Origin of the sequence: Georgenia sp. SYP-B2076 (genome assembly GCF_003991205.1) — a bacterium.
In the GTDB taxonomy this organism is placed as follows: Bacteria; Actinomycetota; Actinomycetes; order Actinomycetales; family Actinomycetaceae; genus Georgenia.
Genome location: NZ_RXOZ01000002.1, coordinates 57,201 through 80,792 on the forward strand (window position 1 = coordinate 57,201; position 23,592 = coordinate 80,792).

The window sequence follows — 23,592 nt, forward strand, 5'->3', positions numbered from 1 at the left end:
GACCTGTGATGACCCAGACGCTCGACACCATCCAGACGCGCCCGATGCTGACCGACACGGGCCTGAAGCTCGGGATCTTCAGCGCCAACTGCTCCGGAGGGTTCGCCGTCACCAAGATCGACGAGCGCTGGTCCGCGAGCTGGGACGACAACGAGCGGATGGCGCTGCTCGCGGACGAGGTCGGCATCGACTTCCTCCTGCCGATCGCCCGGTGGATCGGCTACGGCGGCGACACCGACTTCCACGGCAGCGTGCTGGAGACCGTCACCTGGGCGGCCGGGCTGCTGGCCAAGACGAAAAACATCACCGTCTTCTCCACCGTGCACACCGCCTTCAACCACCCGGTCGTCGTCGCCAAGCAGTTGGCCACCATCGACCAGATCAGCCACGGCCGCGCCGGCCTCAATGTCGTCGCCGGCTGGAACCAGCCCGAGTACGAGATCTTCGGCGTCGACCTGCCCACCGAGCACGACGACCGCTACGCCCTCGCGCAGGAGTGGTTCGACCTCGTCGAGCGCATCTGGACCGAGGACAAGCCCTTCGACCACAACGGCAGGTTCTACTCCGGCAAGCACATCATCGGCAGCCCCAAGCCCTTCGCGGGCCGGATGCCCATCCTCAACGCGGGCTCGTCCGGCCAGGGCCGGGAGTTCGGCGCCCGCAACGCCGACTACGTCTTCACCAACGTCTTCGGGCCCGACGACGGCGCGGGCGTCGTCTCGAAGCTGACGACCCACGCCAAGGACGCCTACGGGCGCAAGTTCGGCGTGTTCACCCCCGCCCACGTGGTCTGCCGGCCCACCCGCAAGGAGGCCGAGGACTACCTCCGCTACTACGCGCAGGAGAACGCCGACTGGTCGGCCGTCGACAACCTCATGCGCCTGCAGAACCTCCACGCAAAGTCCTTCACCCCGGAGATGCTCGCCACCTACCGCGCCCGCTTCGCCGCCGGGCACGGCTCCGTGCCCCTGTACGGCACGCCCGACGACATCGCCGACGAGCTCGAGCGCTACTACCGGGCCGGCTTCTCCGGCCTGACCATGGCCTTCGTCGACTACGTCTCCGAGCTCGAGTACTTCGCCCAGGAGGTCCTCCCGCGCCTGGAGCGCAAGGGCGTGCGGAAGCCCCGATGACCAGACCTGCCGCCGCCGCCCGCACCGCGGGACGGGCCGCATGAGCGCGCCGCACGGCGCCGACGCCGTCGTCGTCGGGGCCGGCGTGAACGGCATGGTCGCCGCCGCCGTGCTCGCCAGGGCGGGCTGGGACGTCGTCCTGGTCGACCGCAACGAGCGCATCGGCGGCTTCATCGCCTCGGGCGAGGCGACCACGCCCGGGTACGTCGACGACCTGTACTCCTCCTGGCACCCGCTCTTCGTCACCTCGCCCGCGTTCGCCGAGCTCGGCCCCGACCTCGCCCGGCACGGCCTGGCGTACCGCAACACCGACGGGCCCCTCACTGCCAGCATCGCCGACGACGGCCGCGTCGCCCTCGCCCACCGCGACCCCGAGCTCACCGCCCGGGGCCTCGCCGACCGGGCGGACCGCCGCGCCTACCTCGCCATGGTCGAGGGCTTCGGCCGCAGCGCCGACCGCATCGGCGCGCTCATGGGTGCCGACCTGCGCTCGCCGGGCGGCGCGCTGGCGGCGCTCGGCCTCGGCGGTCGCCTCGGCCGTCGAGGCTCGGAGGCCCTTGCCCGCGACCTGCTCGCCTCGGGCCGGTCCTGGGCCGCGCGGACCTTCCGCGGCGGCGAGGTCGACCACCTGTGGGTCCCGTGGCTGCTGCACGCAGGGCTGTCCCCGGACAGCGCCTCGGGAGGCTTCATGCTGCCGGTCTTCGCCGCCTCCACCCACCTGGCGGGGCTGCCCGTCGTCGAGGGCGGCGCCGGCAACTTCGTCGCCGCCTTCGAGGGCCTGCTCGCCGAGCTCGGCGTCCAGGTGCGCACCGGCGTGAGCGTCGACCGCGTCCTCGTCCGTGCCGGGCGGGCGGTCGGCGTCCAGGCGGACGGCGAGCGCATCCCGGCCCGCCGTGCCGTCCTCGCGTCGGTCTCCCCGCAGGCCCTCTACGGGGACCTCCTCGGCCCTGCCGCGCCGCCCGCGCACCGCGCGGCGGCGGCCACCTACCGGCCCGGCCGGGCCGCGATGCACGTCCACGTCACGCTCGACAGTCCCCTCGCCTGGACCGACGAACGCCTCGCCGACGTCCCGCTCGTGCACGTGAGCGACGGGTCGGCGTCCACCGGGATCGCCTGCGCCGAGGCGGAGGCCGGCCTGCTGCCGCGGCGCCCCACCGTGGTCGTGGGGCGCCAGCACGTGCTCGACCCCTCCCGCGTGCCCGCCGGGGCCGGGGCGCTGTGGCTCCAGCTCCAGGAGGTGCCGTTCGCCCCCCTCGGCGACGCGGCGGGGGAGCTGCCCACCGGCGGCGGCTGGAACCCGGAGCTGGCGCGCGCCTACGCCGACCGGGTCCTGCGCCGCGTCGCCGCGCACGCGCCCGGGTTGCTCGCCTCGGTCCGCGACGTGCGGGTGACCACGCCGCTCGACCTGGTCGGGCGCAACCCCAACGCGGTGGCCGGCGACCCGTACGGCGGCTCCGCAGAGCTTGACCAGAACCTGTGGTGGCGCCCGTTCCCCGACGGCGCCGGCCGCACCGGCGTGGACGCGCTGGTGCACATCGGCGCGGCCGTGCACCCCGGGCCCGGCCTCGGCGCCGGGTCCGGCTACCGGGCGGCCACCCGGCTGGCCCGGCGCGCACGCGTGAGCCGGCCGGCTCCGCGCACCGTGAAGGAGAGGGTCCACGCATGAGGGCAACGTTCGACGCGACCGGGGAGGTCCTCGTCGTGACCGGGGGAGCCTCCGGCATCGGCGCCGCGCTCGCGCGGACCTTCGCCGCCGCCGGGGGGCGCTCGGTCGTCCTCGACCTCGCCGAGGGCGAGCCCGCCGACGGCGTCGAGCACCTGCGCGTGGACGTCTCCGACCGCGACGCCGTCGTGGCCGCCGCGGACGACGTCGTCGCCCGCCACGGCCGGATCGACGGTCTCGTCGCCGGCGCCGCGGTCCAGCCCCGGGTTCCCGTCCTCGACACGGACCCGCAGACCTGGCGGCGCACGCTCGGCATCAACCTCGACGGTGTCGTGTGGGCCTGCCAGGCGGTCGTGCCCCACATGGTGCGCCGGCGCTCCGGGTCGGTGCTCGCGTTCGCCTCCGGCCTGGCACGCACCGGCCACCCCGAGGCCGCCGCCTACGCGGCGAGCAAGGCCGCCATCGTGGCGTTCCTGCAGTCCCTGGCCGCCGAGGTCGCGGAGCACCGCGTGCGCGTCAACGCCGTGTTCCCCGGGGTCATCGACACCCCCCAGATGCGGGCGGCGAACCCGCCCGGCCCCGAGTACGACCGCTGGATGCGCTCGACCGGCGTCGGCGTCCCCGACGACGTCGTCGGGCCGCTGATGTACCTGCTGTCCGACGCCGCCACCATGACCGGTTCCACCCTCACCCGCGACCGGGTGTTCAGCAAGGAGGACATGTGAGCAACGAACATCCTGTCGCCGTCGTGGGCGGCGGCCCCATCGGGCTGGTCACCGCCATCGGCCTGGCCCACTACGGAGTGCCCGTGGTCGTCTTCGAGGAGGACGACCGGCTGTCGCTGGACACGAAGGCGGGCACGATCCTCACGCGCACCCTCGAGGTACTCCATCGCTACGGCGCGCTGGACGACGTTCTGCGCAACGCTGTCCGGGTGGACGAGATCGGGGAGCTGGACCGGGCCACGAACACCTCCACCCTGTCCGTCCGCACCGGCGACCTCACCGAGGACACCCGCTACCCGTTCGTCATCAACATCCCGCAGCACGAGCTCGAGCCGCTCCTGCGCGAGGCCCTCGAGCGCAAGGCGCCCGGCTCGCTGCGCATGGGACACCGGCTGCGCGAGTTCACCGACCACGGGGACGGCGTCGAGCTCGTCCTCGACGGGCCCGCCGGCGAGGTCCGCCAGGAGGCGAGCTACCTCCTCGGCTGCGACGGCGGCCGGTCGACGGTCCGCGAGAGGCTCGGCATCACGGTCGAGGGCAAGACGCTCGAGGAGCGCTACACCCTCGTGGACCTCAAGGTGGACCTCGATCTCGCCAACCCCCGCGACTACCCCTACCTCGCCTACTTCGGCGACCCCCAGGAGTGGATGGTGCTGGTCCGCCAGCCGCACTGCTGGCGGTTCCTCTTCCCCCTGGGCCCGGGCAAGCCGGAGCCCACGCGCGAAGAGCTGGCCGAGAAGGTCGCCCGGTTCATCGGGGAGACCGACACGGTGGTGGTACTCGGCACCAACGTCTACTCCGTCCACCACCGCGTGGCCGGGACGTGGAACGTGGGCCGGGTCTTCCTCATGGGCGACGCCGCGCACCTCATCACCCCGATGTGGGCCCTCGGGCTCAACACCGGGATCCTCGACGCCTCCAACCTGCCCTGGCGCCTGGCCTGGCTGTTCCGGGGCTGGGCGGACGAAAAGGTCCTCGCCGGGTACGAGCAGGAGCAGGCGCCCGTGGCGATCAAGGGCTCGGGTGCCCTCGCGGAGGCGGCGCGCGCCAACATGGGCCGGCGCACCGACGGCGTCTCCCTGATGGGCGCGGGCAACTGGGGCAACGCGTTCACCCGCGCGCTGCTCGGGGTCCGGCTCGACGTGGACGGTGACGGCGACTGGTCGATGGCCAAGTCCGGCGACGCACCGGTGCCCGTGGTGGCGGGGGACCGCGCGCCCGACCTGCCGGTCTTCGGTCCCGACGGGCTGACCTATCTCCACGACCTGGTGGCCGACTCCTTCGTCGCGCTGCACTTCACCGACGCCCGGCGCCAGCCGGAGATCCCGGCCCCGACGGTCCCGGGCCTGCGGCACTACGTCGTCAGCCGTTGGGACGCCCCGCACGACTCCGGCCTGCGCGACCGTGCGCTGTTCGACCCCGCCGACCGGGTGAGGCGCCGGTTCGGCGTGGGGGAGGGCACCGTGGTGCTGCTGCGCCCCGACGCGCACGTGGCCGCAATCCTCCCCGCGGGCACCCCCGAGGAGGTCACCGCGAAGTACGTCGGCATCGTCGGGCAGCCGGTGCTCAGCCCGACCTGAGGCGCCGTGCCGCCGCCCGCCCCCGGGCGGCGGCTGACGTGCGCGGGCGGCCGACGTGCGCGGGCGGCCGACGTGCCGCCCGCGCGATGGCGCGCGCCCCACGGCCTCCACGCCTCTGGCCCGGCTTCACGGCCGTGATCCGGAAACTTAACAAGTTCGTGATGCAAAGGGCTGGTCATATCTGTGATCACAGTGGCAAGATCTCCAATCACACCGCCGCAAGGTCGCGGCGCCCAGTCCCTCCAGATGGTCTGCGGACCTCAACCGAAACCCGGTGGTGACATGTCCCTCCCTCGCAAAGCCCTTCCCCTCGTGGGTCTTCTCGGCGCAGCCCTCGCGCTCGCCGGCTGCGTCTCCAGTGCACCGACGGACGACGCCTCCGCCGCCGGCAGCCCGGACGCCTCGACCGCTGCCGGGAACGTGACCATCGGCGTCGTCATGGCCAGCTCCGGCTTCATGGGGCCGATCGACACCCCGCCGCTCAACGCCATGAAGCTGGAGGCCGACAAGATCAACGCCGAGGGCGGGATCGGCGGCCAGCAGGTCGAGCTGAAGATCATCGACACCGGCACGAAGCTCGACCGGTACGCCTCCGCGGCGACCGAGGTGATCGACGCCGGAGCGAAGGCGCTCGTCGTCACGTGCGACTACGACGTGTCCTCGCCCGCCGCCCTCGTCGCGGAGGGCGCGAACATGCTCAACATCGCCCCGTGCATCGGTGACCCGATCTACGGGCCGGCCGGCGGGCTCAAGAACGGCTTCTCGATGGGCAGCGGCACGCCGGGCGAGGCCACGATCCAGGCCGAGTTCGCCTACGAGAAGGGCTGGACCACCGCGGTCCTGCTCACCGACACGACGCTGAAGTACACGCAGAACCAGTGCGAGATCTTCGAGAAGCGCTTCACCGAGCTCGGCGGCCGGATCATCTCCAAGCACGACTACAAGCAGGGCGACTCCGTCCGGGAGACCGTCTCCGCCGTCGCGGCCGGCGAGGCGCCGGGCGTCATCGCGAACTGCGGCTACTCCCCGGGCGGAGCGACCGTCGCCAAGGAGATGCGCGACGGCGGCGTCACGGCCCCGATCATCTCCGGCTTCGGCATGGACGGCGACTTCTGGACCGGCGGCATCCCCGGCCTGAGCGACTACTACGTCGTCACCTACGCCGCGAAGAACGGCGACGACCCCGACCCCGCCGTCAACGAGGCCGCCGCCGCCTACGAGAAGGCCTACAAGGAGCGTCCCTCCGTCGGCGCCTTCGTCGCCGGCCACTCCACCCTCCAGGCCATCAAGGCGGCCTACGACAAGGCGGGCAGCTGGGACGGCGACAAGCTCACCGCCGCCCTGGAGACGATGGGCAGCCTCGACCTCCTCGCCGGCCCGACGGAGTTCTCCAAGGACCTGCACATCTCGGTCGAGCGCCCCATGCGGGTCCTCGAGGTCAAGGACGGCAAGCTCGCGTTCGTCGAGGAGCGGACGCCCGAGAAGGTGACCTTCGCGGGATGAGCGAGCAGGCAGCCACCTCGGGAACGTTGACCGCCACCGGCATCACCCGGTCCTTCCGTGGGGTCAAGGCGCTCTCCGGCGTCGACCTCTCGGTCACCAAGGGCGCCGTCCTCGGGCTCATCGGCCCCAACGGAGCCGGGAAGTCCACGCTGGTGAACATCATCAGCGGGTACGACCGGCCGGACACCGGGACCGTGACGATGGACGGGCAGGATGTCACCCGCACCGACGCGCGCACCAAGGCGCGCTCGGGGCTGGCGCGGACCTTCCAGCACGGCCACACGTACCACGGGCTCTCGGTGCGGGAGAACATCGAGGTGGCTGCCCTCGGCACCGGCCGGCGGCGGGCGGAGGCCCGCCGCCGGGCGGACGAGCTGATGGAACGGCTCGGCATCGCGGACCGGGCGAACCAGCTCGCTGCCACGCTCCCGCACGGCACGGAGCGCCGCCTCGGCGTCGCCAGGGCGCTCGCCGTCGAGCCGCGCTACGTCCTCCTCGACGAGCCGGCCGCCGGCCTGAACGAGGGCGAGATCGGCGAGTTCGGCGAGGTCGTTCGGTCGATCGCGGCCGCCGGGACCGGTGTGCTGCTCATCGACCACAACATCCGCCTCATCATGGCCGTCTGCGACCGGATCCACGTGGTGGTCCAGGGGAAGAGCTTCCTCGAGGGCCCGCCCGCGGAGGTCCAGCGCAGCGAGGCCCTGGCGGAGGCCTACCTGGGAAGGAGCGGACGTGACGCAGCATGATCCCGCGCTCGAGGTGACCGGCCTCGAGGTCCGCTACAGCGGCGTCCCCGCGGTGAAGGGCATCTCCTTCACCGTCGGGCGCGGTGAGACCGTCGGTCTCATCGGCCCGAACGGGGCCGGGAAGTCCTCGACCCTTCAGGCGCTCATGGGAGCGGTGCGGAGCACGGGCACCGTGCGCCTCGCCGGCACCGACATCACCGGGCTCGCCCCGGAGAACGTCATCCGCCGCGGCCTGGCCCTGGTGCCGGAGGGCCGGCACATCTTCGGGGACCTCTCCGTGCGCAACAACCTGCGTCTGGGGCTCGTCGGCCGGCGCGACAGCGCCGGGAGCACCGAGGACCTGGACGGGGTGCTCGAGCTCTTCCCGATCCTCCGCGAGTTCGAGAGCCGGGCGGCCGGGCTGCTCTCCGGTGGCCAGCAGCAGCAGCTGGCCATCGGCCGCGCCCTGCTCGCCCGCCCCGACGTGCTCATGCTCGACGAGCCGTCCCTCGGACTCTCACCGACCGCCGTCGACACGGTCTTCGAGGCCCTACAGGCCGTCCGCGCCCAGGGCACCTCCGTCCTTGTCGTCGAGCAGCGGGCCGAGTTCACCATCGCCTTCGCGGACCGCACCTACGTGCTCCACGACGGCGAGATCACCCTCGAGCTCTCGCCCGAGGCCGCCGGCGACGAAGACCTCCTCACGAAGGCGTACTTCGGATCATGAGCAACCTCCAAGCACTCATCGACGCCATCTCCACCGGCGCCCTGTACGGACTGGCCGCGCTGGGGATCGGCCTGGTCTTCGGCGTCATGCGCCTGGCCAACTTCGCCCACGGCGAGCTCATCACGATCGCCGCGTACACCCTCGTGCTCACCTGGCACCTCGGTGCCGTGGTCTCGATCGTGCTCGCGATCGCCGCCTCCGTCCTGCTCGCCCTCCTGCTGGAGTTCGCCGTGTTCCGCCGTATGCGCCGGGCCAACTCCGCCACCCTGCTCATCGCCAGCTTCGGGCTCAGCTTCCTCCTCCAGCGCGTCTACGAGATCGCCTTCGGAAACACCGTGCGCTCGGCCGCGGTCGCCCCGGCGCTCGCCCGCTCGGTCGAGGTCGCCGGGATGCGGGTCCAGATGCTCTCCCTCGTCACGATCCTGGCCGCGGCCGTCCTGCTCGTCGGGCTGCACCAGTTCCTCAACCGCTCCAGCCTCGGCCTCCAGGTCCAGGCCGCGTCGACCGACTTCGCCACCGCACGGCTCCTCGGCGTCCGCGCGAACAAGGTGATCGCCCTGACGTTCGGGATCAGCGGCGCCCTCGCCGCCGTCGTCGCCTTCGTCCTGACCGTGCAGACCGGCGCCGTCGGGCCGACCTTCGGTGTCAACATCACGGTGCTCGCCCTCATCGGGGCGGTGATCGGCGGGATCGACAAGCTCGGCAGCGCCCTTGTGGGCGGCTTCCTCGTCGGCTTCGCGACCTCGCTCCTCACCAGCTACCTGCCGAGCGAGACGGTGAACTTCCGCAACGCCTTCGTCTTCGCGGCCGTCATGGTCATCCTCATCCTCAAGCCATCCGGGCTGCTCGTCCGCGGCCCCGTCCTGGAGCGCGCATGAACACCGACACCACCCCCAGCGGGCGCGCCACCACGCCCGCCAGGCCGGCCCTGGGCGCCCGGCTCGTCAGCCTCGTCGGTCCGCTGGTCGTCGTCTACGTGTGGATCCTCGGCGCGAGCCTCCTGGGCGGGGCCCTGCCGGTCCAGGCCGGCTACGCCCTGGTCAACCTCGTCATCGTCGTCGGCCTCCAGATCTTCGTCGGCAACTCCGGGGTGCTGTCCTTCGGGCACGTCGCCTTCGTCGCCGTCGGCGCCTGGATCTTCGGGCTGATGGTCATCGACCCGGTCCTCAAGGCCAACCTTCTGGCCGACGCCTTCCCGGCGCTGGTCGACACCCAGCTGTCCTTCGGCGCGGCCGTGGCGCTTGCCGTGGCCGGCGGCGGCCTGTTCGCCGCGATCGTCGCGCCGTTCCTCATGCGCGCGAACGGCCTGCAGGCCGGCATCGCCACCTTCGCGCTGCTCCTCATGGTGGGGCAGGTGCTGACGTACTGGACCAAGGTGGCCCCGCCGAGCGGTCAGTCCATGGTCGGCATCCCGGACCAGATCGGCCTGCAGCAGCTCCTCTTCTTCGCCATCGCCGCGATCGTCGTCTCCTGGCTCTACCAGCAGACCAGGAGCGCCCGCCTGCTGCGGGCGAGCCGCGAGTCGCTCATCGCCGCGCCGGCGTCGGGCGTCAACGTCACCTGGCACCGGATCGTGGCCTTCGTGCTCTCCGGCGCCGTCGCCGGACTGGGCGGGGCGCTGTGGGCCGAGACCAACCGGGTGGTCCAGGCGTCCCAGCTCGGCATCGGCTTCACCTTCGCGCTCATCGCGATGCTCGTGCTGGGGGGCCGGCAGAGCATGTGGGGGGCCGTCGTCGGGACCATGGTTTACTCGGTCCTCGACTCGGCCCTGCAGGTCTTCCAAGGCGGCGTCACCCTCGGCCCGGTGATCGTCTCGATCCCCGAGGGCGCGCGGCTCATCGTGCTGGGCGCGGTCCTCGTCCTCATGCTGCTCCTGCGCCCCGAGGGCATCACCGGCGGCCGGGAGTTCGCGTTGCCGCGGCCCGTGGACCTGCTCGCGCGCCGCAGGTTCTTCTCGTCCGGGCCGGTGGCCCGGACTCGTGGCGCGGTGGCCGAGCAGGCACCGGTGCCCGCGGGCGCGTCGACGGGCGGTCCTGCGCCCTCCGGCGGTGCTGCGCCGGCGGGGGCGCCGACGCCCCGGACCGACGACGTGAGCGCCTGACACGTCCCCCGCCGCCGGACCATCGCCGGCGGCGGGGGAGGCGGTCCTGCGCCGACGTCTCGCCCTTCCCTGGGCGGGCAAGACATGGCATAGTGCATATCAGATATCACAGATCAAAGGAGGCTCCCATGGGCGCCAGCTACCACGTCAGTGTCGACTGGCTCGGCGCGGCTCTGAGCTCCGTGTTCCGGGCGTCCGGCTTCTCCGCCGGCGCGGCCGACGTCGTCGCGGAGAGCCTCGTCGAGTCGGACATGTGCGGGGTCGCGTCGCACGGCAGCATGCTGCTGCCGATGTACGTCGCACGCCTGCGCAGCGGCTCCGTCACCACCCGCGAGAGCGCCGAGGTGGTCAGCGACTTCGGCGCCGTCGCCGTGCTCGACGGCGGCCACGCCTTCGGCCAGCTCACGGGCAGGCAGGCGATGGAGCTCGCGGTCGACAAGGCACACCGGTTCGGCATCGGGGCGGTCGCCGTCAGGCACGCCTTCCACTTCGGCCGCGCCGCCGCCTACGCCCAGCTCGCGGCCGCGCGGGGGTGCATCGGCCTCGCGACGTCCAACACCCGTCCGCTCATGCCGGCCGTGGGCGGCGCGGAGCCCGTGGTGGGGAACAACCCGCTGGCTATCGCCGTGCCGTCCGGCGACGGGCCGGGCATCTCGCTCGACATGGCGCTCTCGGAGGTCGCCCTCGGGAAGATCCGCCTCGCCGAGGCGGAGGGACGCGCCATCCCCGACACGTGGGCGACCGACGTCGACGGCGTGCCCACCACGGACCCCACGGCCGCGATCGCCGGCATGCTGCTGCCGACCGGCGGTCCCAAGGGGTTCGGCCTAGCGCTCGTGGTGGACGTCCTCACCGGCGTCCTCGCGGGCGGCGCGTTCGGCAGCGGGGTCCAGCCCCTGTACAAGGACCCCACGGTCCCGAACGACTGCGCGCACTTCTTCCTGGCCATCGACCCGGCGCGTTTCGGCGACGGTTTCGAGGAGCGGGCGGCCGCCCTGGCGGGCGAGGTCACCGGCTCCCGGCCCCGCCCCGGCGTCGAGCGGATCCTGCTCCCTGGGCAGCCCGAGGAGGAACGACGCGAGCGCGCCCTGTCCGAGGGGATCGCTCTCGAGGGCAGCGTGATGGACGGGATCCTGGAAGCCGCGGAGCTGGTCGGCGCGCAGCTGCCGGCCCGCCCCCTGGAGGAGGAGAGCAATGTTCGGTGACGTGGTCGAGACCCCCGACGGGTCCAAGGTCACCCTGGTGGACGTCGGCAGCACCCGGCTGCTGGACACCGACGTCGTCCGGGTGTGGGACGTCGCGCTGGAACCCGGCGGGCGCCACCCGTGGCACCAGCACCACAACCCCTACGTCGTGCTGTCCGTGGCCGGGTCGAGCGGCCGCATGGACTGGCTCGACGGCGCGCCCTCCAGGCAGATCTCGGAGTACACCGGCGGGGCGGTGTTCCGGCCGGTCTCGCCCGTGCACTGCCTGACGAACACCGGCGGTACGCGCTACCGCAACCGCCTCGTCGAGCTCAAGGACCTGGGGGAGAACCGCCCCGGCGGGGTGCTGGACGTCGGCGCGGGCGCCCGCAGCGTCGAGGGCGAGCCTCCCGTCGGCGTCCCCGCGCCCGCGGACGGCCGCGTCCCGGTCATCGCGACCGACCACGTCCGCGTGTGGACCGTGACCGTGCCCGCCCGGTCCGCCGCCGACCTGGTGCTGGACCCCGTCGGCCACGTCGTGGCCGAGCTCGACGCGACGCTCGAGGGCGACGACCTCGCCGCGTCGGTGACCGAGCACGACGGCGGCCCGCGCCGACTCACCAACGACGCCGACCACGACCGCACGTGGTTCGTCGTCGCGCTCGACTACCTCACCCACCGCACCCGAGAGGACCGATGATGACCCACCAGGATGTCGCCCTGCCGCTCGTCGCCCGCCCGCCCCGGCCCGAGGGGGTCGCCGAGGAGGAGTGGGCCGAGAACCTCTCTGACCCGGCCCGCTACGGGGGCGTCGCCCCCGACCGCTCCCGCGAGGCGGCCGGCCCCGTCGTCGACGGCGAGCTCACGCACCGCTTCCGGGAGATCCTGGTGCAGACCGGGGACCTCGAGTGGGTCGAGAAGACCCTGGCCGGGCTGAGCCAGAAGGCGCTGTGGCGCGACGAGGCGACGGGCGCGTCGATCACCCTCGTGCGCTTCCTCAAGGGCTCGGGCATCCCGAGCCGGCACTCGCACGCCTCCAACCAGTTCATGTTCTGCCTCTCCGGCCGCTACACGTACGTGCCGACCGACGTGACGCTCACGCCCGGCTCGTTCTACTGGAACCCCAAGGGCTCCCTGCACGGGCCCACCCGGGCCGAGGAGGAGACCGTGCTGCTCGAGATCTATGACGGCCCGCACTACCCGACCCAGCCCAGCTGGTACACAGACCCCGCCGACGCGCACTGAGCGCCCCAGACTAGGAGAACGACATGCCCAAGACCGAGATCAGGTCCGACCTGCTGGCCGAGCCCAACGGGCACTTCGCGCAGGCCACCGCCGCCCCGCTGACCGGCCGGATGGTGTTCATCTCCGGCATGACCGCCCGCAACCGCGACGGCGGGGTCACCGGCGTCGGGGACGTCACGGCCCAGACGCACCAGGTGTGCCAGAACCTCCGCGCCGCCGTCGAGGAGGCGGGCGGCACCCTCGACGACATCGCGAGGGTGGACGTGTACGTGCGCAACATGGAGGACTTCAAGGCCATCCACGCCGTGCGCGAGCAGTACTTCACCGGGGTCGCACCGGCCTCGACGCTGGTCGAGGTGTCGAAGTTCGTCAACAAGGACTACCTCATCGAGATCAACGCCATCGCCGTCGTCGGCCAGGACCGATGAGGCTCGCGTCCGTCCGCGCGGAGGGTGACCTCCGGGTCGGGATCGTCGACGTGGCCGCCGGCACGGTGACCGTGCTGCCGTCCGGCGCGGGGACCCTCGACGACGTCGTGCGCGGCGGGGCCGCCGCCCTCGCGGAGGTGGCCGCGCGCGCGGGCGACGGCGAGGTCGTCGCCCTGCCGGGCGCCGACCTCCGCGCCCCACTGAGCAGGTTCAACCGCGACGTGCTGTGCACCGGGTGGAACTACTGGGACCACTTCGAGGAGTCGAAGGGCAAGCGTGAGGGGCAGGACCCTGCGGGGCGCCCCGACCACCCGACCTTCTTCACCAAGGGGCCCGACTCCATCATCGGCCCGAGCGACGACATCGCGTACGACCCGCGCCTGAGCGCGAAGTGGGACTACGAGGCGGAGGTCGCCATCGTCATCGGCAAGACCGGGCGTTCCATCCCTGCGGAGCGAGCGATGGAGCACGTGTTCGGCTTCTGCCTCGCCAACGACGTCTCGCAGCGTGACATCCAGCGGGCGCACGGCGGCCAGTGGCTCAAGGGCAAGAGCATCGACGCAGGCTCGCCGCTCGGGCCCTGGATCACCACGCCGGACGAAGTCGCCGACCCGTACGACATCCGCCTCACCTGCGAGCTCAACGGCCAGGTGCTCCAGGACGCGTCCACCGGCCAGGTGGCGTTCCGCTTCGAGGACATCATCGCCGAGCTGAGCTGGGGGATGACGCTGCGGGCGGGCGACGTCATCCTCACCGGCACCCCAGCCGGCATCGGCAACGCGCGCGAGCCGCAGATCTTCCTCACGGAGGGCGACGTCGTCGTCACCCGCGGAAGCGGGCTGGGCGAGCTGCGCAACACCCTCCGCCGGTCCGACCTCACCAGCCACGCCTCGGCCGAGCTCACCGTTCACGCCTGAGCGAGGGCGGCCGGTTCGCCGGGCCGGCCGCCCCCCGCACCCAGAGGAGCACAGATGACGATCGTCGTCGGTTACGTCCCCACCCCCGAGGGGCACGCCGCGCTGCGCCGCGGCGCGCAGTGGGGGAGGGCGTCGGGGCTCCCGCTGGTCGTCGTCAGCTCCCAGTACGGCGACCACCGTCTCGACGGCGCCCAGTCGGCGCGGTTCGACGCCGAGCTCGCCGCGGCGCGCGGCGTCGTCTCCGACGCCGGCGTCGACGTCCAGGTGCGCCTTCTCGTCCGCGGCAACGACCCGGCCGAGGACATCCTCGCCGTGGCGGCGGAGGTCGACGCCGAGCTCATCGTCATCGGCCTGCGCCGCCGCACGCCCGTCGGCAAGCTCGTGCTGGGCTCGAACTCCCAGCGGGTGCTGCTCGGCGCCGACTGCCCCGTCGTCGCCGTCAAGGCCGACGCCACCAGCTGATCCGAAGGAGCACCACTCATGCCTCTCATCCAGATCACCATGGGCGCAGGTCGCACCGCCGAGCAGAAGCGGGACCTGCTCGCGGCCATCACCCAGGCCGCCCACGAGACCACGGGCACGCCGCTCGCCGCCGTGCGCGCCTGGATCGTCGAGATCCCCGCAGAGCAGCTCATGATCGCGGGCGAGACCCTCGCCGAGCGTCAGGCCGCCGGCAGCACGCACTGACACCGCCGTGGCCAGCAGGACGCATGCCGTCACCGAACGGCGGATCGCGATCGTGGGTGCCGGGCAGGCGGGCATCCAGCTCGCCCTCGGCCTCCAGCACCACGGCGTGACCGTCACCCTCGTCACCGACCGCGGCCCCGCCGAGATCCGCTCGGGCGCGGTCATGGCCACGTCGTGCCTCTTCGCCCCCGCGCTCGAGGTCGAGGACAACTCGGACCTGCCCACGTGGGACGACGAGGCGCCGTCCATCCCCCACCTCGACCTCACGGTCGCGGGCGGCGAGCCCGTCCACTGGCGCACCTCCTTCGACTCCCCGGCGCGGTCGGTGGACCTGCGGCTGAAGTACAGCGCCTGGCTCGACCTGTTCGTCGCCCGCGGCGGGGACCTGCGCATCCAGTCGATGACCGTGGGCGCCACCGAGGAGCTCGCCGGCAGCCACGACCTCACCATCGTCGCCACCGGCAAGGGCGAGGTCGGCTCGCTGTTCCCCACGGACGCGTCCCGGACCACCTTCGACGCCCCTCAGCGGGTGCTCGCCGTCGCCCTGGTGACGGGGGTGGAGCCGGACGCCGACGGCGAGGCTCTGCACCTGGCGGTCGACCCCGCGGCGGGGGAGTTCCTCAGCTACCCCATGCTCACCGAACGGGGCACCGCCCACGTCATGATGTTCGAGGGGCGGCCCGGCTCCGGCCTGGGGCGCCGGCTCGACGCCATCACCGACGCCGCGGACCATCTCGCCGTCGGGCTGGAGCTGCTCGCCGAGCACTTCCCCTCGGAGGCCGCGCGGTTCGCGGGCGCCCGGCTGCTCGACGAGACCTCCGTCGCCCGCGGCCGGGTCACCCCGACGGTGCGGCAGCCTGTCGGCGTGCTGCCCTCGGGCCGTACGGTGCTGGGCCTCGGCACCGCCGTCGTCGCGACCGACCCCATCGCCTCCCAGCCGTCGAACAACGCGACGCTCGCGGCCGACTTCTACCTCGACGCCATCCTGCGGCGCGGCGACCGCGACTTCGACGCCACGTGGCAGAGGCGCACGTTCGAGGCGTTCTGGCGCGGCTGGTCGAAGTGGTCGGTGCTCTGGACCAACTCGATCCTGCAGGACCTCACCGCCCACCAGCGCACCCTCCTCAAGGCCGCGGAGACGGTGCCCGGCGTGGCGCAGGCCGTGGCCAACAGCCTCGAGGACCCCCGCACGAGCTATCGATGGTGGTTCGAGGAGGCCGACGCCGCCGCCCTCATCGCCCGCAGCGCGGCCGAGGCGCGGGGTCCGCTCGACGCGCGTGACCTCCGCTCGGCGCTCGGCCAGTACGCGACCGGCGTCACCGTCATCACCACGACGGACGGTGCGGGCGTCTACCACGGCCTCACGGCGAACTCCTTCACGTCGGTCTCGATCGACCCGCCGCTCGTCCTGTGGTGCCCGTCGAAGCGGTCGACGAGCCGGCCGGTGTTCGCCGCGTCGGAGTACTTCGTCGTCAACGTCCTCGCGGACGCGCAGCACCACCTGTCCCGGCAGTTCTCGGTGTCCGGCTCGGCCGAGAAGTTCAAGGGCGTGGAGACGGTCGAGGGGCTCGGCGGCGCGCCGGTCCTCGCGGACGCCGTCGCCACCTTCGAGTGCCGGCGCGTGGCCGTCCACGACGCGGGCGACCACGACATCCACGTCGGGCAGGTGGAGCGCTACTCCTCGACCGGCGGAGAGCCGCTGCTGTTCCACGACGGCCGCTTCCACGTGACGCGGCCGCGCCCCGAGAGCTGACCGACCCACCCACAGGAGGATCATCCGTGCGCACCGTCGACGCCGTCGTCATCGGGGCCGGCCACAACGGCCTGGTCACCGCCCTCTACCTGGCCCGGGCCGGGTGGGACGTGCTCGTGCTGGAGGGGAACCACGACGTCGGGGGCGCGACCCGCAGCGGTGAGGTCACCGAGCCCGGCCTGGTCCACGACCTCTACGCCACGAACCTCAACCTGTTCCTCGCCAGCCCCGTCTACGCCGAGCTGCGCGAGGACCTCGCACGCACCGGCTTCCGGCCGGTCGTGTCCGACCGGCCGTACGCCAGCGTCTTCCCCGGGGGCAGCCTGCGGGTCTACCAGGACGCCGAGCGCACGGAGCGCGAGCTGGGCGAGCACAGCGCCGCCGACCTCGCGGGCTGGCGCCGTCTGCGCGAGATGCAGCACGAGTTCATGGCGACGCTCATGCCGCTCTACGGCACCCGGCTGCCGAGCGCGGCGGCCCTGCGGCACCTCGCCCGCGCCGTGCGCCGCGCCGGTGTGGGCAAGCTGCTGACCTTCGCCCAGCTGTTGGCGCGCTCGACCCGCGAGCTGGGCGAGACGTGGTTCGAGACCCCCGAGACCAGGGCGCTCATCGCGGCGTGGGGGATGCACCTGGACTACGGCCCGGACGTCTCGTTCGGCGCGATGTTCCCCTTCGTCGAGACGTTCGGCGACATGGAGGCGGGCATCGCCATCGCCCGGGGCGGCGTCTCGAGCCTGCCGGAGGCGCTCGCCGCCCTGGTCCGCGAGGCAGGCGGCGAGGTGCGCACGGGCGCCCGGGTCGAGCGCGTCACCGTCGACGGCGGCCGGGCCACCGGCGTCGTGGCGAACGGCGAGCCGATCGCCGCCCGTCGCGCGGTCGTCGCCGGGACGTCCCCGCGCCGCCTCTTCGGGGAGCTCCTCGACGGCGCCCCCGGGGTCCGGGCCGAGGAGCGGGAGCACGCCCGCCGCTTCCGCTACGGCCCCGGCACCATGATGGTGCACCTCGCGCTCGACGCCCCGGTCCCGTGGTCCGCCCACCCCGACCTCGCATCCTTCGCCTACGTCCACGTCGGCCCGTACGTCGACGACCTGGCCCGCACCTACACGCAGTCCCTGGCCGGACTCATCCCCGACAGCCCGCTGCTCGTCGTCGGCCAGACGAGCCAGGTCGACCCCACCCGCAGCCCCGACGGGCGCCAGGTCGTCTGGGTGCAGGTGCGCAGCCTGCCGTCAACGATCCTGGGTGACGCCGCGGGGGAGATCACCGCCCGGCACTGGGACGAGGCGAAGGAGGCGGTCGCCGACCGGGTCCTCGCCAAGCTGGAGGAGTACGCCCCGGGCGTCGGCGCGCTCGTGCGCGCCCGCACCGTGCTCTCCCCGCTGGACCTCGAGCGGTCCAACCCCAACCTTGTCGGCGGCGACAGCGTGGCCGGCAGCCACCACGTGGCCCAGAACTTCCTCTTCCGCCCCTGGCTGGGCGCTTCCGGTTACGCCACCGCCGTTCCGGGGCTGTACCAGATCGGGGCGGCGACGTGGCCCGGTGCCGGGACGAACGCGCTGTCGGGCTATCTGTGCGCCGAGCTGCTCCTCGGCCCTGCGCCCGGGCTGGGCACCCGGGCGCGGTCGGGCGTGCGGGCCGGTGCCGCCGCGCTCGCGCGCGGCGCGGATGCCGTGGCGGGGCGGTTCACCGGGCGGTAACCCGTGGGCTGAGGCGCCTCAGCCGCCGATGTAGGACATCTCGATCCGCCCGGCGCGGCGCCTACCGAGCGAGGAGCGCAGCTCCGAGTACCGGTCGCCGCGCGCGGCCCAGATGCCGCCGAGCGCGGCGGCGAGGTCGCCGTCGTCCTTGGCGGGGTCGCGCAGCAGTGCCCGCAGGTCGTGCCCCTCGGAGGCGAACAGGCACGTGAAGAGCTTGCCGTCGGTGGACAGCCGGGCGCGGGTGCAGGTGCCGCAGAAGGCCGCGGTGACCGAGGAGATGACGCCGATCTCGCCTGCACCGTCCCGGTAGCGCCACCGGGTGGCCGTCTCGCCGCGGTGGCTGGCGGCGGCGGCCTCGACCGGGAGCTCCGCGTCGATCCGCGCCACGACCTCGGCGGAGGGCAGTACCTCGTCCATGCTCCAGCCGTTCGTCGCGCCGACGTCCATGAACTCGATGAACCGGACGATCACGCCAGTGCCCTTGAAGTGCCGCGCCATGGGGAGGATGTCGGCGTCGTTCGTGCCGCGTTTGACGACCATGTTGACCTTGACCGGGGCCAGGCCGGCGTCCTGGGCCGCCTCGATCCCGCGCAGCACCCTCGCGAGCGGGAAGTCCACGTCGTTCATGGCGGCGAACCGGTCCGGGTCGAGCGAGTCGAGGGAGACGCTCACCCGTGACAGGCCGGCGTCCTTCAGGCTGCGTGCCATCACGGCGAGTGCGGACCCGTTGGTGGTGAGGGCGATGTCGACCGGCCGGCCCTCCGCCGTGCGGAGCTGCGCGAGGGCGGCGACGAGGTCCTCGATGCCGCGGCGCAGCAGGGGCTCACCCCCGGTCAGGCGCACCTTCTCGACACCGTGCGCGACCGCGACGCGGGCCACCCGCACGATCTCCTCGAAGGTGAGGATCTCCGCCTTGGGCAGGAAGGGGTAGTCGCGCCCGAAGACCTCCTTCGGCATGCAGTAGACGCACCGGAAGTTGCACCGGTCGGTGACCGAGATCCGCAGGTCACGCAGGGGCCGGCCGAGCCGGTCGGCAGGGACGTCGTCTGACATCTGTCCTCCTCCGCCCCGCGGGGGCAGACCGGCACGCGCGCACATCCGCGCGCCACGGTTGACATGTGATCAACTACATCGAAGAATCTCGCCATCGTAGCCGGACGCAGCCCCGTCCGGCCGACATCCTCCCCACGAGGGGTCTCACGCAGCCGTGGTGACCCTGGACGTGTCTGCATCACCGCCTAGACCCATCGCCACCTGACCCCGGAGACGACATCGTGCGTGACATCCTCGACCGCATCCACGACTGGACCGAACCCTTCGCCGTCGCCACAGTCGTGCGCACGTGGAAGTCCTCCCCGCGCGGGCCGGGCGCGTCGATGGCGGTCAACGCCATGGGCGAGGCGGTGGGCAGCGTCTCGGGCGGGTGCGTCGAGGGCGCCGTGTACGAGGCGTGCCAGGAGGTGCTCGAGAGCGGCCGCCCGCAGCGGGTCCGCTACGGGGTCAGCGACGACGACGCCTTCCAGGTGGGCCTGACGTGCGGAGGGACCATCGAGCTGCTGGTCCAGCGCATCGACCCCGCCGCGCCGGAGCACCTGGCCGACCTGCTGGCCGCCGTCGACGCCCACCGCCCCACCGCCCTGGCCACCGTGGCCGCCGCGGCGGACGAGGGGCTGGTGGGCAGGCACGTGCTCCTCGTCGACGACGAGGCCCGCGGCGGCACCGGCGACGCGCGGCTCGACGAGGCGGTCGTCGACGCCGCGCGCGGCCTGCTCGAGCACGGCCGCAACCAGATGGTGCACCTGGGCAGCCACGGCGAGCGGCGCATGGACGAGGTGTCGGTCTTCGTCGAGTCCTTCGCACCCGCCCCGCGCATGATCGTCTTCGGTGCCATCGACTTCGCCGCCGCGGTGGCGCGGATGGGCTCCTTCCTCGGCTACCACGTGACGGTGTGCGACGCGCGGCCGGTCTTCGCCACGCGCGCCCGGTTCCCCGAGGTCGACGAGCTCATCGTGCAGTGGCCGCACGACTACCTGCGGTCGGTGGAGGTCGACCGGCGCACCGTGCTCTGCGTGCTCACCCACGACCCCAAGTTCGACATCCCGCTCCTCGTCGAGGCGTTGTCGGGACCGGCCGCCTACATCGGGGTGATGGGGAGCCGGCGCACCCACGCCCAGCGCAACGCCGAGCTCCGCGAGCACGGCATCACCGAGGAGCAGCTCGCGCGCCTGAGCTCGCCGATCGGGCTCGACCTCGGCGCGCACACCCCTGAGGAGACGGCGGTGTCCATCGCCGCCGAGATCGTCGCGCAGCGGTGGGGCGGGTCCGGTCGGCGCCTGTCCGCCGTCGACACCCCGATCCACCGCGAGGCCACGGCGCCCGTAACCGCCGGCTGAGCCGGCGGGTCGCCCTGGGCCGTTGGGCCCACCGGTGTCCCTCGCCCCCTGGCATGCTGGCCAAAGATACGGCCGCTCTCGGCCGGTAGTGAAGGGGGACCACGATGGCAAGAAGGCTGGCAGCCACCGCCGCAGGGCTCGCACTGGTGCTGGCGGGCTGCTCGTCGGGACCGGGGGCGCCCGAGGCGGACCCGATGCTCGTCCAGCACGACCTCGACGGCCTGGACACGACCCAGGTTATCGACCGGCTGGACCGCCTGGGCGACGACGAGCGCCCCACCGACCTCACCGCGTCCGTGCGGACCGACGAGCTGCTGCTCTCCGACGGCACGCGGGAGCTGAGCCTGGAGCTGCCCGCGGACCGGTTCTACCTGTCCGTCGCGCCGTACGCCGACCAGACGCACGAGTGCTTCTACCACAGCCTCACCACGTGCCACGGCGAGCTCGGCGGCGAGGACGTCCAGGTGCGGATCGTCGACGACGCCACCGGCGAGGTCCTGCTGGACGAGGCGCGGACCACGTTCGAGAACGGCTTCACCGGGTTCTGGCTGCCGCGGGGCATCGACGGCACGATCACCGTCACGCACGACGGTCGGACCGGAGAGGCCCGGTTCTCCACCGACGCCGACGGCGCCACCTGCGTGACGACACTGCAGGTCGTGTGACGAGCCTGCCGGTCGTGTGACGGCGCGGCAGGTCCTGTGACGGCGCGGCTGTCGTAGCGGACCCGCCGCGCGCCGTCGGCCCGTAGGTTGGCCCGCGTGGCGACCTACGAGGACGTGTCCCGGTTGGCCGAGCAGCTGCCCGAGGTGACCGAGGGGGAGTCCCGCGGGCACCGGGCGTGGTCCGTCGCGGGCAAGGCGTTCGCCTGGGAGCGTCCGTTCACCAAGGCCGATCTCCGCCGGTTCGGGGACCAGACCCCGCCCGAGGGGCCCATCCTGGCCGTCCGCGTCGAGGACCTCGGCGAGAAGGAGGCGGTGCTCGCGGCGCGGCGGCCGGGCTTCTTCACCATCCCGCACTTCGACGGGTACCCGGCCGTGCTCATCGAGCTGCAGGAGGTCTCCGCGACGGCGCTGCAGGAGGCGATCACGGACGGCTGGCTGGCGTGCGCGCCGCCCCGGCTGTCGGACGGGTACCTCGACCGGTGACCGTGGGGTGTGCGCGGTTCGCGGGGCCCTCGGGGTCCTCTCGGTCCGCGGCGTCCGCGGCCGCCGGCGCGCCGGCCGCCGGCATATCGAGAGCCGGCCGCCTCGGCCGCATCGCGCTGAGCCCGACGCCGGCGAACACCAGGAGCCCGCCCGCCGCCTGCGCCGCGGTCAGGGACGCACCCATCACCAGCGAGATGACCACGGTGAAGACCGTGATGAGGTTGAGGAACAGGCCCGCGCGCCCCGACGGGATGGTCTTCAGCGCCGCGTTCCACAGGGCGTAGGCGCCCACCGACGGGAAGAGGGCGATGAACAGCAGGGCGCTCAGCGTCACCCGGTCCGCCGGCCAGTCGACGCCGAGGGTGAGGGACACCGGGGCCAGCAGCACCGCGATGATCGTGGCCTGCGCCGCCGTCGACGTGATGGGTGGGACGGACGTGAGGCCCTTCCCGAAGATCGTGTACAGGCTCCACACGACGATCGCGCCGACCATGAGCAGGTCGCCCGCGTTGTGACCGAGGGTCAGGACGGACGCCAGGTCCCCCTTGGTCAGGATGAGCAGCACGCCGGCCAGGCCCAGGGCCAGCCCGGCGACGCCCCGCCAGCCCATGCGCTCGCGGAGGATGAACGCGGCGAGCAGGACCATCACGGCCGGGTTGGCCGCGTTGATCAGCGAGGCGGACAGCGCCGAGGTGTGCTGCAGCGCCGCGTAGAGCAGCAGGTTGTACCCGGCCAGCCCGAGGGCGGCGAGCAGGAGGAGACGCGGCCACGCCCTGGCGACCCGCCGCCAGTCCGGCTTCTCCAGCACCTGAGCCAGCACCAGCAGCGGCACGGCCGCGAGGAGCCAGCGCAGCCACGTCAGCGACAGCGGGCTCATGGTCTGGACGGCCGCATGACCGACGATGTAGTTGCCCGCCCACATCAAGGTCGCCAGGACGAGGGCAAGGGCCGCCTTCACCGTCTACTCCAACTGCTTCCCGACGCGTGGCCGGACCGCCGCAGGAAGCACCGGCCGGCCCGCACCATGGTACCCACCGGTCCGGGAGACAAGGCCGCTGCGCTCCGGCAGGCTGTCGCCCATGACAACCGAAGACACGGCGGGGCCCGTCCATGTCGTCCTCGTGCCCGGCTTCTGGCTCGGCGGCTGGGCGTGGGACGACGTCGTCCCGCACCTCGAGCGGTCCGGCCTCGAGCCGCACCCCGTCACCCTGCCGGGCCTCGCCTCGTCATCGGAGGACCGCGCCGGGCTGACGCTGGCCGACCACGTCGCAACCGTGCGCGACGTGGTCGCCGACCTCACGGGCCAGGTGGTGCTGGTGGGGCACAGCGGCGCCGCGCTCGTCGTGCAGGGCATCGTCGACGCCGACCCGGGCCGGATCGCCGGGGTGGTCTATGTCGACGCGTGGCCGTCGGCCGACGGCGACGCCATCTTCGACCTGCCCGCCGACCAGGTCGACCTGCCGCTGCCGAGCTGGGAGCAGATGGAGGCGGACGGCAACAGCCTCGAGGGCATCGACGAGGCCGGCCTCGCCCGGTTCCGCGAACGAGCTGTGCCGGAGCCGGCGGGCGTGGCCCGCTCGGCGGTCCACCTGACCGACGAGCGGCGCCTGGACGTCCCGGTCACGGTCATCTGCTCCTCGGTGCCCGCGGCCCGGCTGCGCGCGGTGATGGACGAGGGGCAGGCGTGGACCGGCGAGCTCGTGGCCACCAACCCCGACGTCCTGACGTTCGTGGACCTGCCCACGGGCCACTGGCCCATGTTCAGCCGGCCGGCCGACCTCGCGGCCGTCATCGCGGACGCGGCGTCGAGCGCGACGACCCCGGCGGCGGACGCTGGAGCCATGCGGCAGACGGCGCAGCCCTCCCAGGTCCTGGACCAGGATCGCGCGGGGGAGTGAGCTGCGGGCATCGGTGGCTGCCCCGGCGTGACGGGGGCCACCCTCGGCCGTCCACACCCCAGAACTGCCCGGGAGGTCGGGACAT

The 23,592-nt window shown here is 73.0% G+C and carries 24 protein-coding genes; 22 read left to right on the top strand and 2 right to left on the bottom strand.

Annotated elements, in window-relative coordinates; genetic code table 11:
- Window positions 1-8 precede the first annotated feature (8 nt).
- The 18 genes from EJK16_RS01210 to EJK16_RS01295 all read left to right on the top strand — a co-directional run bounded on the left by EJK16_RS01210 (window position 9) and on the right by EJK16_RS01295 (window position 18,068).
- On the top strand, window positions 9-1,133 hold the full coding sequence (locus EJK16_RS01210) for an LLM class flavin-dependent oxidoreductase (protein WP_240645703.1): 1,125 nt from the start codon (window positions 9-11) through the stop codon (window positions 1,131-1,133).
- 40 nt (window positions 1,134-1,173) lie between these two features.
- On the top strand, window positions 1,174-2,799 hold the full coding sequence (locus tag EJK16_RS01215) for an NAD(P)/FAD-dependent oxidoreductase (protein ID WP_127125540.1): 1,626 nt from the start codon (window positions 1,174-1,176) through the stop codon (window positions 2,797-2,799).
- On the top strand, window positions 2,796-3,521 hold the full coding sequence (locus EJK16_RS01220; protein ID WP_127125542.1) for an SDR family NAD(P)-dependent oxidoreductase: 726 nt from the start codon (window positions 2,796-2,798) through the stop codon (window positions 3,519-3,521). The genes EJK16_RS01215 and EJK16_RS01220 overlap by 4 nt, the downstream gene beginning before the upstream one ends.
- Window positions 3,518-5,101, top strand: a complete 1,584-nt coding sequence (locus tag EJK16_RS01225; protein ID WP_127125544.1) for an FAD-dependent monooxygenase — start codon at window positions 3,518-3,520, stop codon at window positions 5,099-5,101. Before EJK16_RS01220 ends, EJK16_RS01225 begins: the two co-directional genes overlap by 4 nt.
- Window positions 5,102-5,383: 282 nt before the next feature.
- Window positions 5,384-6,604 (top strand): ABC transporter substrate-binding protein, encoded by a 1,221-nt coding sequence (locus EJK16_RS01230; protein ID WP_164737166.1) that lies wholly within the window; start codon window positions 5,384-5,386, stop codon window positions 6,602-6,604.
- Complete coding sequence (locus EJK16_RS01235; RefSeq protein ID WP_127125548.1) at window positions 6,601-7,350, top strand: ABC transporter ATP-binding protein; 750 nt, start codon at window positions 6,601-6,603, stop codon at window positions 7,348-7,350. The genes EJK16_RS01230 and EJK16_RS01235 overlap by 4 nt, the downstream gene beginning before the upstream one ends.
- Window positions 7,337-8,056, top strand: a complete 720-nt coding sequence (locus tag EJK16_RS01240; protein ID WP_164737167.1) for an ABC transporter ATP-binding protein — start codon at window positions 7,337-7,339, stop codon at window positions 8,054-8,056. The genes EJK16_RS01235 and EJK16_RS01240 overlap by 14 nt, the downstream gene beginning before the upstream one ends.
- Window positions 8,053-8,934, top strand: a complete 882-nt coding sequence (locus EJK16_RS01245; protein ID WP_127125550.1) for a branched-chain amino acid ABC transporter permease — start codon at window positions 8,053-8,055, stop codon at window positions 8,932-8,934. Before EJK16_RS01240 ends, EJK16_RS01245 begins: the two co-directional genes overlap by 4 nt.
- Window positions 8,931-10,157, top strand: coding sequence for a branched-chain amino acid ABC transporter permease (locus EJK16_RS01250; protein ID WP_127125552.1), 1,227 nt, complete (start codon window positions 8,931-8,933; stop codon window positions 10,155-10,157). The genes EJK16_RS01245 and EJK16_RS01250 overlap by 4 nt, the downstream gene beginning before the upstream one ends.
- Before the next feature lie 128 nt (window positions 10,158-10,285).
- Window positions 10,286-11,362: an Ldh family oxidoreductase gene (locus EJK16_RS01255; RefSeq protein ID WP_127125554.1), complete on the top strand. Its 1,077-nt coding sequence runs from the start codon at window positions 10,286-10,288 to the stop codon at window positions 11,360-11,362.
- Window positions 11,352-12,041 (top strand): hypothetical protein, encoded by a 690-nt coding sequence (locus tag EJK16_RS19755; protein ID WP_205739543.1) that lies wholly within the window; start codon window positions 11,352-11,354, stop codon window positions 12,039-12,041. Before EJK16_RS01255 ends, EJK16_RS19755 begins: the two co-directional genes overlap by 11 nt.
- On the top strand, window positions 12,041-12,586 hold the full coding sequence (locus tag EJK16_RS01265) for a cupin domain-containing protein (RefSeq protein WP_127125556.1): 546 nt from the start codon (window positions 12,041-12,043) through the stop codon (window positions 12,584-12,586). The genes EJK16_RS19755 and EJK16_RS01265 overlap by 1 nt, the downstream gene beginning before the upstream one ends.
- A gap of 23 nt (window positions 12,587-12,609) precedes the next feature.
- Window positions 12,610-13,014, top strand: a complete 405-nt coding sequence (locus EJK16_RS01270; protein WP_127125558.1) for a RidA family protein — start codon at window positions 12,610-12,612, stop codon at window positions 13,012-13,014.
- On the top strand, window positions 13,011-13,931 hold the full coding sequence (locus EJK16_RS01275) for a fumarylacetoacetate hydrolase family protein (RefSeq protein WP_127125560.1): 921 nt from the start codon (window positions 13,011-13,013) through the stop codon (window positions 13,929-13,931). The genes EJK16_RS01270 and EJK16_RS01275 overlap by 4 nt, the downstream gene beginning before the upstream one ends.
- A gap of 54 nt (window positions 13,932-13,985) precedes the next feature.
- Entirely contained in the window at window positions 13,986-14,393 is a 408-nt protein-coding gene (locus tag EJK16_RS01280) for a universal stress protein (protein ID WP_127125562.1), read from the top strand.
- An 18-nt stretch (window positions 14,394-14,411) separates the two neighbouring features.
- Window positions 14,412-14,618 (top strand): tautomerase family protein, encoded by a 207-nt coding sequence (locus EJK16_RS01285; RefSeq protein WP_127125564.1) that lies wholly within the window; start codon window positions 14,412-14,414, stop codon window positions 14,616-14,618.
- A 7-nt stretch (window positions 14,619-14,625) separates the two neighbouring features.
- Window positions 14,626-16,371, top strand: coding sequence for a flavin reductase (locus tag EJK16_RS01290; protein WP_205739544.1), 1,746 nt, complete (start codon window positions 14,626-14,628; stop codon window positions 16,369-16,371).
- Between the two features lie 26 nt (window positions 16,372-16,397).
- Complete coding sequence (locus EJK16_RS01295; protein WP_127125566.1) at window positions 16,398-18,068, top strand: NAD(P)/FAD-dependent oxidoreductase; 1,671 nt, start codon at window positions 16,398-16,400, stop codon at window positions 18,066-18,068.
- 18 nt (window positions 18,069-18,086) lie between these two features.
- Here EJK16_RS01295 and moaA read toward each other — a convergent pair whose 3' ends face one another.
- Window positions 18,087-19,121, bottom strand: coding sequence for a GTP 3',8-cyclase MoaA (gene moaA, locus EJK16_RS01300; protein WP_205739545.1), 1,035 nt, complete (start codon window positions 19,119-19,121; stop codon window positions 18,087-18,089).
- A 221-nt stretch (window positions 19,122-19,342) separates the two neighbouring features.
- On the opposite strand from moaA, the gene EJK16_RS01305 reads away from it, so the two are divergent.
- The 3 genes from EJK16_RS01305 to EJK16_RS01315 all read left to right on the top strand — a co-directional run bounded on the left by EJK16_RS01305 (window position 19,343) and on the right by EJK16_RS01315 (window position 21,609).
- Window positions 19,343-20,461 (top strand): XdhC family protein, encoded by a 1,119-nt coding sequence (locus EJK16_RS01305; protein WP_127125570.1) that lies wholly within the window; start codon window positions 19,343-19,345, stop codon window positions 20,459-20,461.
- A gap of 104 nt (window positions 20,462-20,565) precedes the next feature.
- Complete coding sequence (locus tag EJK16_RS01310) at window positions 20,566-21,126, top strand: CueP family metal-binding protein (protein WP_127125572.1); 561 nt, start codon at window positions 20,566-20,568, stop codon at window positions 21,124-21,126.
- A 96-nt stretch (window positions 21,127-21,222) separates the two neighbouring features.
- Window positions 21,223-21,609, top strand: coding sequence for an MmcQ/YjbR family DNA-binding protein (locus EJK16_RS01315; protein WP_127125574.1), 387 nt, complete (start codon window positions 21,223-21,225; stop codon window positions 21,607-21,609).
- On the opposite strand, the gene EJK16_RS01320 is transcribed toward EJK16_RS01315, so the two are convergent.
- Window positions 21,548-22,567 (bottom strand): DMT family transporter, encoded by a 1,020-nt coding sequence (locus EJK16_RS01320; RefSeq protein ID WP_127125576.1) that lies wholly within the window; start codon window positions 22,565-22,567, stop codon window positions 21,548-21,550. The genes EJK16_RS01315 and EJK16_RS01320 overlap by 62 nt on opposite strands.
- Before the next feature lie 121 nt (window positions 22,568-22,688).
- Between EJK16_RS01320 and EJK16_RS01325 the strand changes: the two genes are divergently transcribed.
- Complete coding sequence (locus EJK16_RS01325) at window positions 22,689-23,507, top strand: alpha/beta fold hydrolase (RefSeq protein ID WP_127125578.1); 819 nt, start codon at window positions 22,689-22,691, stop codon at window positions 23,505-23,507.
- Window positions 23,508-23,592: the final 85 nt, after the last annotated feature.

Excerpts from the sequence above, each read along its gene's own strand:
- EJK16_RS01220 (WP_127125542.1), top strand. The coding sequence starts at position 2,796 with ATGAGGGCAACGTTCGACGCGACCGGGGAGGTCCTCGTCGTGACCGGG.
- EJK16_RS01235 (WP_127125548.1), top strand. The coding sequence starts at position 6,601 with ATGAGCGAGCAGGCAGCCACCTCGGGAACGTTGACCGCCACCGGCATC.
- EJK16_RS01210 (WP_240645703.1), top strand. The coding sequence starts at position 9 with ATGACCCAGACGCTCGACACCATCCAGACGCGCCCGATGCTGACCGAC.
- EJK16_RS01255 (WP_127125554.1), top strand. The coding sequence starts at position 10,286 with ATGGGCGCCAGCTACCACGTCAGTGTCGACTGGCTCGGCGCGGCTCTG.
- EJK16_RS01250 (WP_127125552.1), top strand. The coding sequence starts at position 8,931 with ATGAACACCGACACCACCCCCAGCGGGCGCGCCACCACGCCCGCCAGG.
- EJK16_RS01215 (WP_127125540.1), top strand. The coding sequence starts at position 1,174 with ATGAGCGCGCCGCACGGCGCCGACGCCGTCGTCGTCGGGGCCGGCGTG.
- EJK16_RS01275 (WP_127125560.1), top strand. The coding sequence starts at position 13,011 with ATGAGGCTCGCGTCCGTCCGCGCGGAGGGTGACCTCCGGGTCGGGATC.
- EJK16_RS01280 (WP_127125562.1), top strand. The coding sequence starts at position 13,986 with ATGACGATCGTCGTCGGTTACGTCCCCACCCCCGAGGGGCACGCCGCG.
- EJK16_RS01265 (WP_127125556.1), top strand. The coding sequence starts at position 12,041 with ATGACCCACCAGGATGTCGCCCTGCCGCTCGTCGCCCGCCCGCCCCGG.
- EJK16_RS19755 (WP_205739543.1), top strand. The coding sequence starts at position 11,352 with ATGTTCGGTGACGTGGTCGAGACCCCCGACGGGTCCAAGGTCACCCTG.
- EJK16_RS01285 (WP_127125564.1), top strand. The coding sequence starts at position 14,412 with ATGCCTCTCATCCAGATCACCATGGGCGCAGGTCGCACCGCCGAGCAG.
- EJK16_RS01325 (WP_127125578.1), top strand. The coding sequence starts at position 22,689 with ATGACAACCGAAGACACGGCGGGGCCCGTCCATGTCGTCCTCGTGCCC.
- EJK16_RS01270 (WP_127125558.1), top strand. The coding sequence starts at position 12,610 with ATGCCCAAGACCGAGATCAGGTCCGACCTGCTGGCCGAGCCCAACGGG.
- EJK16_RS01310 (WP_127125572.1), top strand. The coding sequence starts at position 20,566 with ATGGCAAGAAGGCTGGCAGCCACCGCCGCAGGGCTCGCACTGGTGCTG.
- EJK16_RS01245 (WP_127125550.1), top strand. The coding sequence starts at position 8,053 with ATGAGCAACCTCCAAGCACTCATCGACGCCATCTCCACCGGCGCCCTG.
- moaA (WP_205739545.1), bottom strand. The coding sequence starts at position 19,121 with ATGTCAGACGACGTCCCTGCCGACCGGCTCGGCCGGCCCCTGCGTGAC.
- EJK16_RS01230 (WP_164737166.1), top strand. The coding sequence starts at position 5,384 with ATGTCCCTCCCTCGCAAAGCCCTTCCCCTCGTGGGTCTTCTCGGCGCA.